This window comes from Marinobacterium alkalitolerans (assembly GCF_017776525.1).
GTDB lineage: Bacteria > Pseudomonadota > Gammaproteobacteria > Pseudomonadales > Balneatricaceae > Marinobacterium > Marinobacterium alkalitolerans.
The window spans coordinates 94,682-108,644 of the sequence record NZ_JACVEW010000012.1 but is presented as its reverse complement, the minus strand read 5'-3'; the positions used below and the strand labels follow the sequence as shown (position 1 = coordinate 108,644).

At 54.9% G+C, this 13,963-nt stretch carries 12 protein-coding genes; 9 read left to right on the top strand and 3 right to left on the bottom strand.

Features of this window, described 5'->3' with window-relative positions; all coding sequences use genetic code 11:
* A partial coding sequence (locus tag H9C73_RS09465) for a hypothetical protein (protein ID WP_209287579.1) occupies window positions 1-224 on the top strand: 224 nt, incomplete at its 5' end.
* Window positions 225-353: 129 nt separating this feature from the next.
* Here H9C73_RS09465 and H9C73_RS09460 read toward each other — a convergent pair.
* Complete coding sequence (locus H9C73_RS09460; RefSeq protein WP_209287578.1) at window positions 354-764, bottom strand: PA2817 family protein; 411 nt, start codon at window positions 762-764, stop codon at window positions 354-356.
* 146 nt (window positions 765-910) lie between these two features.
* Between H9C73_RS09460 and H9C73_RS09455 the strand changes: the two genes are divergently transcribed.
* From H9C73_RS09455 to H9C73_RS09420, 8 genes are all read left to right on the top strand, one after another.
* Entirely contained in the window at window positions 911-1,843 is a 933-nt protein-coding gene (locus tag H9C73_RS09455) for an ABC transporter ATP-binding protein (protein ID WP_209287577.1), read from the top strand.
* Window positions 1,840-2,613 carry an ABC transporter permease gene (locus H9C73_RS09450; RefSeq protein WP_209287576.1) on the top strand — a complete coding sequence of 258 codons (774 nt, stop codon included), beginning with the start codon at window positions 1,840-1,842 and terminating at the stop codon, window positions 2,611-2,613. Before H9C73_RS09455 ends, H9C73_RS09450 begins: the two co-directional genes overlap by 4 nt.
* Window positions 2,610-3,434 carry an NADPH-dependent 7-cyano-7-deazaguanine reductase QueF gene (gene queF / locus H9C73_RS09445; RefSeq protein ID WP_209287575.1) on the top strand — a complete coding sequence of 275 codons (825 nt, stop codon included), beginning with the start codon at window positions 2,610-2,612 and terminating at the stop codon, window positions 3,432-3,434. The genes H9C73_RS09450 and queF overlap by 4 nt, the downstream gene beginning before the upstream one ends.
* A gap of 20 nt (window positions 3,435-3,454) precedes the next feature.
* Complete coding sequence (locus H9C73_RS09440; RefSeq protein WP_209287574.1) at window positions 3,455-4,012, top strand: nitroreductase family protein; 558 nt, start codon at window positions 3,455-3,457, stop codon at window positions 4,010-4,012.
* Entirely contained in the window at window positions 4,012-4,476 is a 465-nt protein-coding gene (locus H9C73_RS09435) for a YiiD C-terminal domain-containing protein (RefSeq protein ID WP_236014195.1), read from the top strand. The genes H9C73_RS09440 and H9C73_RS09435 overlap by 1 nt, the downstream gene beginning before the upstream one ends.
* A 63-nt stretch (window positions 4,477-4,539) precedes the next feature.
* Window positions 4,540-9,048 (top strand): EAL domain-containing protein, encoded by a 4,509-nt coding sequence (locus H9C73_RS09430; RefSeq protein WP_209287573.1) that lies wholly within the window; start codon window positions 4,540-4,542, stop codon window positions 9,046-9,048.
* Window positions 9,049-9,058: 10 nt separating this feature from the next.
* Window positions 9,059-10,540, top strand: a complete 1,482-nt coding sequence (locus tag H9C73_RS09425) for a GAF domain-containing protein (RefSeq protein ID WP_209287572.1) — start codon at window positions 9,059-9,061, stop codon at window positions 10,538-10,540.
* Window positions 10,541-10,544: 4 nt separating this feature from the next.
* Complete coding sequence (locus tag H9C73_RS09420; RefSeq protein ID WP_209287571.1) at window positions 10,545-11,093, top strand: biliverdin-producing heme oxygenase; 549 nt, start codon at window positions 10,545-10,547, stop codon at window positions 11,091-11,093.
* Here H9C73_RS09420 and H9C73_RS09415 read toward each other — a convergent pair.
* Together H9C73_RS09415 and H9C73_RS09410 are read right to left on the bottom strand one after the other, a co-directional pair.
* Entirely contained in the window at window positions 11,090-12,781 is a 1,692-nt protein-coding gene (locus tag H9C73_RS09415; protein ID WP_209287570.1) for an ABC transporter permease, read from the bottom strand. The two genes, H9C73_RS09420 and H9C73_RS09415, sit on opposite strands and share 4 nt — an antisense overlap.
* 78 nt (window positions 12,782-12,859) lie before the next feature.
* A complete protein-coding gene (locus tag H9C73_RS09410; RefSeq protein ID WP_209287569.1) occupies window positions 12,860-13,885 on the bottom strand; it encodes a Fe(3+) ABC transporter substrate-binding protein in 1,026 nt (341 codons plus the stop codon).
* Window positions 13,886-13,963 lie beyond the last annotated feature (78 nt).

The following is a 13,963-nucleotide window of genomic DNA, read 5'->3' as shown; positions in this document are numbered from 1 at the left end:
TAGCTCAGTTGGTAGAGCACAACCTTGCCAAGGTTGGGGTCGCGAGTTCGAGTCTCGTTTCCCGCTCCAATCCCCCCTCATTACATTCTCAAGCTTTGTTTGATTCTATAAAAGCGACCCACTGTATTGTTGGGGCCGCGACCGGAGCGCCGGCCGGATCGAGTTTGTTTCCCGTTCCAATTACCTTTCTGCGTTATATCGCTTTTTGTGCCGGTTTCTTTTAATACCTGTCTGATTTGCACACCTTTCTTGTTTCTAGTCTGTCGTTTGAAGGTGCTTCTGGGCTTTATTGAGATTGCGTGGTGGGGAGTGTGATTAGGCTCTCTGTATGCCCAGAGAGCCGATCAGAAGGCTTAGTGGCGGGTTTGTGACTGGTCGCCGATGATCGCCTGACGCAATTGCATGTAGTCCACTTCATTGTCGGAGCTGTCCGCCTCGGCCAGTGCTTCATCCAGTCGCTGGAACTGTTCGATCTCTTCATCGCTCATGAAGTGAAGGCACTCGCCGCCGAAGAGCCAGAACAGATCCCGCGCCACCAGATGAACGTATTGGGGGTAGGCACGAACCAGACGTACCAGCAGGTCCTGTCCCAGATCGAATGCCCCGGTGTCGTGGCTCTCGTATGCGGCCACAAGCTCTGCAAACAGATCCAGAAACTCAAGGTTGACCGGGTCTGTATCCTCACCCTTGAAATCATCCTGTTGCATCAGGTTGTTGTAGGCAATTTTGAGCAGGTTCAGGTGAAAGGTGTGTGTGTCGGTCACGCAAGACTCCAGGGGGTTGGGTGGCAAATCGCTTGTCCGGGCAAGAACCCGGCCGTGGGAACAGGTACAATGGGGAGTTCGGGTTGAATTTTCAAGATGCGGCCGCATTGTTTTACTTCTTCTAATGTAGCAATACAAGGCAGGATATGACGACAGCGCTATCGATAGAAAACCTGCGCAAGACCTACGGAAATGAGTTCGAGGCTCTCAAGGGTATCTCGCTGGAGGTGAAAGAAGGGGACTTCTTCGCCCTGCTGGGGCCCAATGGTGCCGGCAAATCCACGACTCTGGGGATTGTCTCGTCGCTGGTGAACAAGACCTCCGGCAAGGTGAGCGTGTTCGGTTACGACTTGGATACTCATCTGGCACAGGCCAAGCAGTGCCTGGGCGTGGTGCCGCAGGAGTTCAACTTCAATCCGTTTGAGAAGGTGCTGGATATCGTCGTGACCCAGGCGGGTTATTACGGCATCGGACGCAAACAGGCAACCGAGCGGGCGGAGCACTATCTGCGCAAGCTGGGGCTCTGGAGCAAGCGCGATGAGCGCGCACGCATGCTGTCCGGCGGCATGAAGCGGCGCCTGATGATTGCCCGTGCGCTGGTGCATGAGCCGCGTCTGTTGATTCTGGATGAGCCCACTGCCGGGGTTGATATCGAGCTGCGCCGCTCCATGTGGGATTTTCTTACCGAAATCAATGCGGCCGGTACCACGATCATTCTGACCACGCATTATCTGGAAGAAGCCGAAAGTCTCTGTCGCAACATTGCCATCATTGATCACGGCAGCATCATCCAGAACACGAGCATGAAAGCGCTGCTGCAGAAGTTGGATACGGAAACCTTCGTTCTGGATCTGGCCGAGGATTTTGACGAGCTGCCCGTGCTGGATGGCTACGTCATTCGACCACGCGATGCGCATACGCTGGAAGTGGATGTGCCCAAGGAGAAAGGCCTTAACACGCTGTTCCAGCACCTGGCGTCAAAGGGCATGGAGGTGACCAGTATGCGTAACAAGGCCAACCGGCTTGAAGAGCTGTTTGTGTCACTGGTCGACAAGAACTTGAATCAGGAGACTGCATGAATACCGGGTTGCTTTGGACCGCTTTTGTCACCATTGTCGTCAAGGAGATCCGACGTTTCACTCGTATCTGGGTACAGACGCTGCTGCCGCCGGCGATCACCATGACGCTGTATTTCATCATCTTTGGCAATCTGATCGGCTCGCGTATTGGTGATATGGGTGGGTTCGATTACATGGAGTATATCGTGCCGGGGCTGATCATGATGTCCGTGATCACCAACTCCTACGGTAATGTGGTGTCATCGTTTTTCGGAACCAAGTTTCAGCGCAATATCGAAGAGCTGCTGGTATCGCCGGTGCCCAACTGGGTTATTCTGGCGGGCTACGTGATCGGCGGGGCTGCGCGCGGGCTGGGTGTCGGCTTTATCGTCACGCTGTTGTCACTGTTCTTCACCGACCTGCAGATTCATCATCTCTTTATTACCATTACGGTGGTGCTGCTGACGGCAATCCTGTTTTCGCTGGGTGGCTTTATCAATGCCGTCTATGCCAAGACCTTTGACGATATTGCGATTGTACCGACCTTTATCCTTACGCCGCTGACGTATCTGGGCGGGGTGTTCTACAGTATTCAGTTGTTACCGGACTTTTGGCAGGGGGTATCCCAGCTGAACCCGATTCTCTACATGGTGAACAGCTTCCGCTACGGAATTCTTGGTGTCAGTGACATCAATATCGGTTTTGCCTTTGTCATGATTCTGGGCTTTATCGCGCTGCTGAGCGGCTTTGCCATGCATCTGCTCAACACGGGCAAGGGGATTCGCGAATGAGTGAGCATGAACAGGTCAAGGCCTCACCGCTGGGGCAGGAGACCGCCTATGTCAACGAATACGACCCGTCGTTGTTGTACCCCATTGCGCGTGACCTGAACTGGGAGGCCAAGGGGGTCAAGCGGGCTACGCTGCCGTTTCGTGGTGTGGATATCTGGAACGCCTACGAGGTGTCCTGGCTGGACCGGGGCGGAAAGCCGGTGGTCCGTTTGGCAGAGTTTCGCATCCCTGCCAATTCGCCCAACATCATTGAGTCCAAGTCGTTCAAACTCTACCTGAACTCCTACAACCTGAGCCGTTTCGAAAGCGAGGCGGATGTGGTGGCTTCCATGCAGCGGGACCTGTCCGCGGCGGCCGGTGCGCAGGTTGACGTTCGTTTGAGCTCAATGAGTGAGCCGGTAGAGGTGTGTCAGCTCAAAGGGCTGTGTCTCGATGAGCTGCCCTTGAACGTGGAGCACTATACCCCGGCACCCGAGCTGTTGAGTGCGACCGGGCCGGTTGCGGATGAAACGCTGGTGAGTCATTTGCTGAAATCCAACTGTCCGGTGACTGGCCAGCCGGACTGGGCCAGCATCCAGATCCGCTACAAGGGGCCGAAAATCGACCATACCGGGTTGCTGGCCTATCTGATCTCCTACCGTGAACATGGCGACTTTCATGAGCAGTGCGTTGAGAATATCTTCATGGATATCTGGCAGCGCTGTCGCCCTCAAAAGCTGAGTGTCTATGCACGTTATGTGCGACGGGGTGGGCTGGATATCAACCCCTATCGCTCCAGCATGAATGATGCACCGGTGAATGTGCGACTGGCACGTCAGTAACGTTAAACAGGAGGTTCTCCATGCAGGCACTTGATGTGCTGACCAACCGTGTTTCCTGCCCCCGGCTTGAGGGCCCGGCGCCTACAGCCGAGCAGCTGGAATGGATGCTGAAGGCGGCTGTGCGTGCGCCCGATCACGGCGCGCTGAAACCCTGGCGCTTTGTAATTACACAGGGGGAGGGGCTGGAACGGCTTGGGCAGCTGTTTGCAGAGGCAGCCGAAGCAGAGGATCCGGATATCCCTGAGGCGCGGCGCGAGAAGTGCCTGAAAATGCCGTTGCGTGCGCCCATGATTATTACCGTCGTGGCCGTGACTCAGGATCACCCGAAAGTCCCTGTGGATGAGCAGCGAATCTCCGCAGGCTGCGCCGCCCATGCGATCACACAGGCCGCCTATGCGTTGGGGCTTGGGGCGATCTGGCGCACCGGTGATATGGCCTATAACCCGGTCGTTGAGCGAGGGTTGGGGCTGGCAGAGGGTGAAGAAATTGCCGGCTTTATCTACTTGGGGCAGGCGTGCCGCAACAAGGAGGTTCCGGAGCTGGACCTGGATACCTTCGTGACACACTGGAGTGACTGATGAGTGTGCAGACGAACACGGACGAATTTCTGGCCTGGTTGAAGACGCAGATTCCGCTGCTGGAGCACCTGGGAATTGATGAGCTGGTCTGGGATGGTCGAGCGCTGGAGCTGCCGACGCCGCTGGCGCCGAATGTGAATGACAAGGGGACCGGCTTTGGCGGCTCTCAGGCGGCAATTGCCACTGTGGCGGGCTGGTGTCTCACAACGCTGTGCCTGCGTGAGCGTGGCCTGGATTGTGATGTGGTGATTGCAGACAGCCATCTCAAATACCTGAAGCCCGTCACCCGGAACTTTGTGACCCGAGTGGCGCTGGATATGCCGGAGGATGCCGAAAACCTGGCAGCGCGTGTGCGGGAAAGAGGAAAGGCGCGGCTGCAATTGACTGTACAAGTGTGCTGCCGGGAAGAGGTCTGTCTTGAGATGCAAGGACTTTATGTTGCAATAAACAGGGACTCTGCTTAATTTATAGCTACATTAGCTTGCTCTGTTTTGCGGTAAAGTGGATTGTAAAAAGGAGTTTAGCCCTTGGTTGAAGCGGACACTAGGGATCTGCCGTCGGTTACTCTTGTTGGGGTGGGTGCTTCTGCAGGAGGTCTTGAAGCTGTAGCCGCCCTGATTGCCAGCCTGCCCGGTTATTCGTATCTCGCGTTCGTCGTATTGCAGCATCTGTCGCCTTCTCACAAAAGCATGCTGGTCGAGATTCTCGAACGTGAAACGGCCCTGGACGTCAAACCTTTTGAGGATGGTCTCAAGCCGGAACCCGGCGTGATCTATGTTGTTCCCTCCAGTTATAACGCCAGTGTCCACAATGGTTTGTTCAGGCTCCGGCAAGCGCCACCTGAAATCGTTCCCAAGCCATCGATTAATGAGTTCTTTATCTCGCTTGCCGCTGATGCAGGTGAAGCCGCCGTCGGTATCGTGCTTTCAGGCACCGGGTCTGACGGTACCGCTGGCCTCAGGGCGATTCAGGCAGCGGGCGGCATCTGTATTGCACAGAACCCGGAAACTGCCAAATACTCGGGCATGCCCCTTTCCGCAATAGAGGCGGGTGTGGCTGATTTCGTTTTTACACCGGAGGAAATTGCTGAAAACCTGCCCAAGCTGGTAAAGGGAACGACAGGATCGGCAGAGCCGGTATCCCGAAATGCCATGCAGCAGCTTTTGGGCTTGTTAAAGACTCAGTGTAAAGTGGATTTCTCCGGTTACAAGGAAGGTACCCTTGCTCGCCGTATCAAACGGCGCCTGGTGGCTACCGGCCATGAAACAATAGAAAGCTACCTTGAGTGGATAGCAGAGAACAAAAGTGAATTGAATCTCTTGTCACGGGATATCCTGATCTCGGTGACGGCTTTTTTTCGTGACCCGGATGCCTTCTCTGCTCTTCGTTCCCGTCTTGAACAGTTATGTGAGGAGCACGGTACTTCAGACGAAATCCGGATTTGGGTAGCAGGCTGTGCCAGCGGTGAAGAAGCCTATTCCGTTGCCATTTTGCTAACGGAAGTGCTGGGCGATCGTATGGGCGTACAGCCAATACAGATTTTTGCAACGGATATTGATGAAGATGCTCTTAACATTGCGCGGCGTGGCGTTTATCCGGCTGCTGCGCTTTCAGCCGTTTCGCCTGAGCGTTTAAATCGGTTTTTCCATGCGATAGGGAAGCACTTCGAGGTTGCCAAGCCACTGCGCGATATGATCGTGTTCGCCCGGCATAACCTGGTGGATGATCCGCCGTTTTTAAGGCTGGACCTGGTGACTTGTCGGAATGTACTGATTTACTTTGACAACCCTCTACAAACGCGCGTTCTGCAGCGTTTCCATTTTGCCCTCCGAAGCTCAGGGCTTTTGTTCCTTGGACGGTCCGAAAGCGTTGCTCAAGCAGAGCAGTTGTTCAGTGCAGTGGGTCGCCGAGACCGCCTCTTCCTCAAAAAAGGCAATAGTCAGGCACCCAGCGTGCCTTCTCGCGCCACCGGAGTAACAACGGTTTCCTCACGCACCCGCTGGAATGACCAGGTTCGACTCCTGCTGGAGGGAACGGCCGAGTATCTGGGCGCTACCATGGCGCTTTGTGATGGTCAGGGTCATGTTCAGCATACGGCCGGCAAGGTGGATCGCTTTCTCAGGTTCCCGGTGGGCAGCATGGATGTCAGCATTTGCGATGTCGTACTGGAGGCGTTTCAGGGCGAAGTGATGGCCTTGTTGCATCGCTTTAATAAACTGCGCAAACCCCAGTCTGGTCGCCCCAGAGCGTTTGAGGGTGAGTACTGGCAAGTGGCAGTATGCGGCGTTCCGGGGCATGAGAATGACTACAGTATCGTTATCATTTCACCTGTTCCCTCAGCACATCGCTCAGGTTCTCAGGTTATTGAACTGGCACGCTCTGTTGATGGCTCGGTTGAAAATGAGTTGACGGCCACACGCGAGCATTTGCAGTCATTGATTGAAGAGCTGGCGACGGCCAATGAAGAGATGCAGTCTCTGAATGAGGAAGCACAGGCTTCAAATGAAGAGCTGCAGGCTACCAATGAAGAGCTTGAGGCAGCAAACGAAGAGCTTCAGGCCACCAATGAAGAACTGGTCAGCCTCAACGAGGAGCATAATGCCAAGACTGCTGAACTCAGTTTCCTGAATAATGAGTACAGCCACCTGTATGATGCTCTCGAATTTCCGATTCTTGTCTTTGACTGCCACGGTGCTCTTAAGCGCTTTAATGCACCGGCCGCACGTCGTCTTAACCTGATATCCAGTGCGCGCAATCAGCCCGTGAGGGCCCTTAGACTGCCTGAATACCTGTCCCTGCTTGAATCAATGTTGCAAAAAGTACTGGCACATGGGAGCAGGGAAGAACAATTGGTCCAGGGGGACGGTCGTACATTTCAGTTGAGTGTTACGCCCGGACTTAATGAGCGAGAAGAGCTGCAGACGCTTGTTGTCATGTTGCTGGATATCACGGATGTGGTAAGGGCCAGAGAAGATTTGAGCCACTCCCGTTCAAGGCTGCAAACCTTGATGGAAAATACCACTGTTTTGCTGGCGATGAAGGATATGGCCGGGCGGTACCTCTTCGCCAATCAGCGCTTTCTGGAAGCATTTTCCATCGACGCAGCAGGCTATATGGGGAAAAGTGACTTTGACCTGTTTGGCCGAGATTTTGCGGGCAGCCTCTGGTCAAAAGACTTGGAAGCCCTGCGCTCAGAGCAGGTGATCGATACCGAGCATCAGCTGAAAGGCCAGCGAAAGCGCACCTATCGTACGGTTCATCAGGTGTTGAAAGACTCTGAAGGACGCCCCGAAGTTATCATCAATGAGACTGAAGACATTACACGCCGCAAGGAGGCCGAAGAACAGCTTAGAGTGGCTGCAAAGGTGTTTGAGCAGGCCGGTGAGGCCATTGTGGTGACTGATGCGTCGGGTACGATTCAGTCCATCAACGAGGCGTTCATAGAGATCACAGGCTATAGCCATGAAGATGCCATGGGAGCCAATATTGGTAGCCTGTTGCGTTCAGGGCGGCACAGTCGAGAGTTTTATCATCAGCTTTGGGGAGAGCTTAACACCAAAGGGTACTGGCAGGGGGAGATCTGGAACAAGCGCAAAAGCGGTGAAGTGTATCCGGAGTGGTTGACCATTAACCGTATTGATGAAGGCCGAAGCGCGAGCGGTGTCATGAACCGAGAAGTCAGCTATGTGGCTGTTTTTTCGGATATCTCGAACCTGAAAGACTCTCAGCGCAAAGTTGAGTTCCTGGCCACGCATGACCCCTTGACCAAGTTGCCAAATCGGCATCTGTTTCAGGACCGGTTGGAACACGCGCTGGCTTATGCAAGGCGGCATGATTCACATGTGGCGCTGCTGTTTATCGATGTTGATAACTTCAAGTCAGTAAATGACACCCTTGGGCATGATGTGGGTGATCAGCTGCTGACGCAAGTTGCCGAGCGGCTGAGGCACTGCCTGCGCGACGTAGATACTGTTGCCCGCGTGGGCGGAGATGAGTTCACAGTCATCCTGTCAGACTGCTCGGTTGAAGATGCCGAGTTCGCAGGCTTCAGGATATTGAATGCACTGAGCGAGCACTTTCAAATAGCGGGTCGCCGCCAGTTTGTATCCGCCAGTATCGGTGCGGCCTTTTATCCGATTGATGCCGAGGATGCTTCCGGCTTGATTAAAGCGGCGGATACGGCGATGTATCAGGCAAAAGAGGAAGGGCGTAACCGCTTGCGATTGTTCCGGCCCGAGCTTAGAACAGAACTGCTGCAAGTCGCGGCTATCGAGAGTGCGCTGCATGAAGCAATCCGTCGCGAGCAGCTCCGCATCGTTATTCAGCCCCAGTATGACGCACAAGAGCCCAGTCGCCTGATTGGTGGCGAAGCGCTTTTGAGGTGGACGGATGTTACCTTGGGGGTTGTCAGTCCAGCCGAGTTTATCCCGGTTGCCGAAAAAACAGGTCTTATGAAAGATCTTGGCCGGCTGGTGGAAAAACTGGTTCTGGGCACGGTTGCTGGCTTCAGAAAGCAGGGCCTGGTCTGTCCGACAATTTCCATGAATGTCAGTGCACAGAGTTTCAGAGATGAGGAGTTTGTCGAGAGGCTGGAGAATCAGATTGAGCAGCATGGCCTGGAGAAGAAGGCGGTAAAGCTTGAAATCACTGAAGGGGCACTTTTAAGCAACAATAATAATGAAGTTGAGACCGTCAGGCTGTTCAGGGATAACGGTATTGAACTGTCGATTGACGATTTTGGAACCGGTTACTCCTCCCTTAGCTACCTGAAGCGTTTGCCTTTGGCAGAATTGAAAATTGACAAGTCATTTGTGGATGGTCTTGGCAAAAATGAAAATGACGAAGCCATTGCAAGAGCCATTCTTGCCCTTGCAAAAACGCTTTCACTCAGAACGGTCGCTGAAGGTGTAGAAACAGAAGAGCAGTTGGCCTGGTTGCAACGGGAGGGCTGTGACGTCATTCAGGGATACCTGCTGTCGAAACCGGTTACTATCGAAGCATTCGCTGAAATGCTGACTGAGCAATACAGGGGTTAAAGGAACGGTCATGTCAGTGACGAGGGGATTTCTGGCGCAGTGTGAGCGGGAAGCATTGCAGTTTTCTGGCCATGTACAGGCAGGTTGCGCGCTCATTGTTGCATCGCCAGAGTTCGTTGTGACGCATGTTTCGGATAACCTCAGCGAGTTTGTGACATCTGACTCCTGTAACGTTGGCCAGGTGTTGCATGGCGAGTTGCGGTATGCGGCAGAATCCTTGGGCGCGACTACCGGTTCCCGATACTATTTGGAGCAGCTTGGTGGCCTTGGTGATGGTCCGGTAGAAGCCGTTCTGAACAGAGGGGAATCGGGTGAAATCCTGATAGATATCACGCCGTTCCGGGGACGCGGTAATCTGTACGAGTTTGACCTGCTTGAATCAGTTCGGAGTCATCGGCACCTTGCTTCAATGCGTCAGGCCCTGGTTGAGTGGATCGCCAACGTAACGGGCTTTCGCAGGGTCATGTATTACCAGTTTCTGGAAGGGGGGGATGGGGTTGTTCTGACTGAAGTCACTCGTGATGAGCAGGCTGGTACCTATGCGGGGCTGCGCTTCCCCGCAAGTGATATACCTCAGATAGCACGTGATATTTATTTACGTAACCCTTGGCGCTCCATTATAGATGCTTCCAAAGAGCCCGTGCCGGTCAGGGGGGGTGGAGTGCTTAATCTCACCTATACCGATATGCGCAGCGTATCTCCTGTGCACAGTATTTACATGCAGAACATGGGGGATCTGGCATCTTTCAGTCTACCCATCATTATGGGGCAGGGACTGGATGCACTCGTTTCCTGTCATGATGACATGCCATCCGCGCTGCCATTGCCCGTGAAACGACTGATTTCAAGTAAGGTGCGCCAGTTCAATGTTTATCTGCGTGACTTCAATACCCGTCAAAAGGTGCGCCTGCTGGACGAAACCGGATACGAGTTGCGCAAGGAGCTCAGGGACTTGAGCACCTTGTCTGGCGAGGCTGTTTGGGAAAGGTTCAATCTTAGTCTGCGCAAGCGTTTTAATGCTGAAGGTGTTGCATGGCTATATGGCAATCGGTGCTTGCAGGCGGGGCTGAAACTGTCAGAGGACCAGCTTGCCTGGATCGACGACTGGTTCACGCAGCAGTCCAGAGAGTTCGTATTTACAACCGACCATTTCAGGGGTTGGTCCGGTCAGGATTGGCTAACCGAAGTGGCGGGAGCAGCTGGCGTCCGCCTGCGTTACGGAAGAGAGTCGGTTCGTCTTTATTTTTTCCGCACCGAGCAAATAGCGCAAGTGAGCTGGGGAGGAAACCCTGACAAGCCTGCTGAGTTTCATGATGGAGAACTGGGGATAGCGCCTCGGCACTCTTTTTCCCGCTGGGTGGAGAAGCGAATAGGGTACAGCGAGCCATGGACACGGGAAGTGCGCTTGCAGTTATTGCGGTTGCGCGATGAGCTGCAGTCACTGGATTATCCCATTGAGCTGCCAGGGTTTGCCCGGTTGCCAGAGGCATAAGTATATGGACAGGGCATTGCTGAAGCAGTCTACATCAAGTTTGCATGAGGAGCTGGATCAGCACCCTGTGTACACCGCGCTTATGGCGTCTGAGCTTTGCCCAATTGCATATACACGAGCATTGAAGGCGCTTTATAAACCGCAACTGTCGCTGGAAAACGCGTTGCTGTCGAAACCTGATACGGCTCTCCGGCCTGACCGGTTATCTGTTTATCTTAAACAGGATTTGAGCCAGCTCGGTGAGAAGCCGGATACGCGTGGCTTTTCTGGTTTGGTTTTCCACTCTGAGCCCGAGCGGTTGGGGGCTTTGTATGTACTTGAAGGCTCTCGCCTTGGCGCCAGGGTTATTGCCAGGCACCTGGCGGGTTCACCGCAGCTGCCGCAAACCTTTTACTCTAATGCTGCAAGCAGAAGTTCGGTTTGGCCGGTATTGTTGGGGCGTTTACAAGAGCTGGAACAGCCAGCGGATATACAAGCGTCGATTTCTGCTGCCCGCCGGGTGTTCCTGCTTTACCTGAAAGCGGCCGACCAGGTCCTGCAAGAGGACGACTAGTTCCCCTGGCGCGTAGAAGTAATGGTTCGGCTCAATAGAATCACCGGCACGATTCCCACCAGCACGATCAGCATCGCAGCCAGCGAACTGGTTTCCAGCATCTCGTCCGACGCGTACTGGTACACGTAAGTGGCCAGCGTATCGTAGTTGAACGGCCGCAGGATCAAGGTGGCCGGCAGTTCTTTCATGGCATCCACAAACACCACCAGCACCGCCGTTAACAGGCCGCCTCGGATCAGAGGCAGGTGAACGCGGCGCAGTGTTTGTAACGGGTTCAGCCCCAGTGAGCGTGAGGCCATATCCATGCTGGGCGTGACCTTGGCCAGTGAAGCATCCACGCTGCCACTGGAAACGGCCAGAAAGCGAACGCAATAGGCAAAAACGATCGCGAAGGGCGTACCGCTTAACAAGAGGCCGGTGCTGATACCGAAGTATTCACGCATGAACGCATCCACGCTGTTGTCGAATGCGGCCAGCGGGATAATCACCCCGATTGCCAGCACCGCACCCGGCAATGCATAGCCCATGCTGCTGAAACGCGCGGCAAGGGTAAGTGAACGCTGTGTCGGGTAGAGACGTTTGCTGTAGGCCAGAATGACGGCAATCGCCACGGTCAGCAGGGCTGCCAGTGCTGAAAGCGTAAAACTGTGACTGGCGTAGGCCAGAAAGTCGGCTTCCGCGAACTGGTCCAGCCGGCGTATGGCGTAGCTTCCCAGCACCAGAAAGGGAATCAGAAAACCCAGAATGACGGGCAGGGCGCACGCCAGAGTGGCCAGCCATGCGCGTGCGGGACTCAGGCTGTAACGGTCGATGCTTCTGAAGCGGTCGCTGCCGGTAAACTGACGCTGGCGCGAACGTGCGATGCGCTCAAGTGATATTAGCATGATCACAAATACCATCATCAGAGTGGCGATCTGTGCGGCCGCACCCAGGTTGCCCCGGTTCAGCCAGGCGTCGTAAATCCCGGCCGAGAGGCTTTTGACGGCAAAGTAATCGACCGTACCAAAGTCATTCAGGGTTTCCATGGAGACCAGTGAAAGGCCCACGGCAATCGCCGGGCGCGCAATGGGCAGGGAAACGCGATAGAAGCTCTGCCAGGGCGTGCAACCGAATATGCGGCTGGCATCCCGGATGCTCATGGACTGCTCCAGAAAGCTGGCGCGCGCCAGCAGGTAGACATATGGATACAGCACCAGCGTGAGCATGCCGATAGCGCCGCCCAGGCTTCTGATCTCGGGGAACCAGTAGTCCCTTGCGGTTTGCCAGCCAAAAAGCTCGCGCAGAAACGTCTGCAGAGGGCCGGCATATTCCAGCAAGTCGGTGTAGAGGTAGGCGATCAGGTAGGCCGGCATGGCAAAGGGCAGCAGCAAAGCCCACTCAAACAGACGCCTGCCGGGAAAGTTGCACATGGTGACCAGCCAGGCGCTGCTGACCCCGATGGCGACGGACAGGCCGCCCACGCCTGCCAGCAGCAGCAGGGTGGTTTGCACGTAAACGGGGAGGACCGTCTCGGCCAGATGGGGCCAGATGTTGTCGGTCGGGAACAGTGCCAGCCAGAAAACGGCGAGCACGGGAAGCATCACCAGAATGGCGCTGCCCCAGGCGATCGAATACCAGCCCGGCATGTAGCGGCGAGGCTTGCGGGTATCGACCAGCGTGGCTGAGGCGGTGGCGGTGATGTCGGTCATGGTTCGAGTATCAGCACAGAAACGGTAGCCGGGAAGACTACCGTTTCAGCGTGCAACTGTCGATTATTCGACGGTTGATCAGTTGTCAAAACCGACCTGATCAACCATGCGGGATGCTTCGGCGCGATGCTTGACCACATCACCCAGGTTGACTTCGTCTGCCTTGAAGTCACTCATGTGCTCTTTCAGCAGATCGGACCACTCAATGCCCGGGCGTACCGGAAACTCGTAGTTCACCTCGGCATACATGCGCTGTGCCTGTTCGCTGGTCAGGAACTCGATCAGCTTGATGGCGGCATCCTTGTGAGGGGCATGCTTTGCCAGTGCGGCACCGGAGATGCTCATGTGAGCACCGCGGCCATCCTGGTTCGGGAAGATCAGGTTAACCGACTTGGCCCACTCGACCTGTTCCGGCTGCTTTTCGTTGGTCAGCATTTTGCCGTAGTAGTAGCTGTTGCCCAGTGCCAGATCGCACTGACCTTCCTTGACGGCCTTGACCTGGGCGCGGTCGTTACCCTGAGGGCGGCGAGCCAGGTTATCTTTCACTGCGCTCAGCCACTGTTCGGCTTCTTCAGCGCCATGGTGCTCGATCATGGAGCCGATCAGGGAAAGGTTGTAGGAGTGCTTGCCGCTGCGGGTGCAGATGCGACCCTTCCATTTAGGATCGGCCAGGTCTTCGTAGGTTTGAACTTCGCCCGGCTCAACACGGTCCTTGGAGGCATAGATGATGCGTGAACGCGCGGTCAGGCCCACCCACTTGTCTTCCTTGGAGCGATAGTGTGAAGGTACGTTGCTGTCGACAACATCGCTGTCGATGGGAGCCACCAGATCCCGTTCAACCGCATCATGCAGCGGGCCGATGTCGGAGGTCAGGATGACGTCCGCCGGCGAGTTGGCACCCTCGTGCTCCAGTCGCTCAAGCAGACCTTTCTTGGAAAAGATGACATTGGCCTTGATGCCGGTCTCCTGAGTAAAGGCTTCCAGCAGCGGCTTGATCAGAAACTCCTGACGGTAGGAATAAATGTTTACCTCATCAGCTGCCTGAGCCGTTCCCGCAAAAGCCGTAAGCGCAATACCTGTCAGCAGTACTTTCTTTGCAGTCATCTGTTTCTCCATACGTCGGCAGGATGCCGGAATCAAATATACCAAAAAGTTAATGCGAATTATTATCAGTTTAAGGTT

Coding starts and splice junctions, on each gene's coding strand:
- H9C73_RS09410 (WP_209287569.1), bottom strand. CDS start 13,885: ATGACTGCAAAGAAAGTACTGCTGACAGGTATTGCGCTTACGGCTTTT.
- H9C73_RS09440 (WP_209287574.1), top strand. CDS start 3,455: ATGCAGGCACTTGATGTGCTGACCAACCGTGTTTCCTGCCCCCGGCTT.
- H9C73_RS09435 (WP_236014195.1), top strand. CDS start 4,012: ATGAGTGTGCAGACGAACACGGACGAATTTCTGGCCTGGTTGAAGACG.
- H9C73_RS09455 (WP_209287577.1), top strand. CDS start 911: ATGACGACAGCGCTATCGATAGAAAACCTGCGCAAGACCTACGGAAAT.
- queF (WP_209287575.1), top strand. CDS start 2,610: ATGAGTGAGCATGAACAGGTCAAGGCCTCACCGCTGGGGCAGGAGACC.
- H9C73_RS09420 (WP_209287571.1), top strand. CDS start 10,545: ATGGACAGGGCATTGCTGAAGCAGTCTACATCAAGTTTGCATGAGGAG.
- H9C73_RS09415 (WP_209287570.1), bottom strand. CDS start 12,781: ATGACCGACATCACCGCCACCGCCTCAGCCACGCTGGTCGATACCCGC.
- H9C73_RS09450 (WP_209287576.1), top strand. CDS start 1,840: ATGAATACCGGGTTGCTTTGGACCGCTTTTGTCACCATTGTCGTCAAG.
- H9C73_RS09425 (WP_209287572.1), top strand. CDS start 9,059: ATGTCAGTGACGAGGGGATTTCTGGCGCAGTGTGAGCGGGAAGCATTG.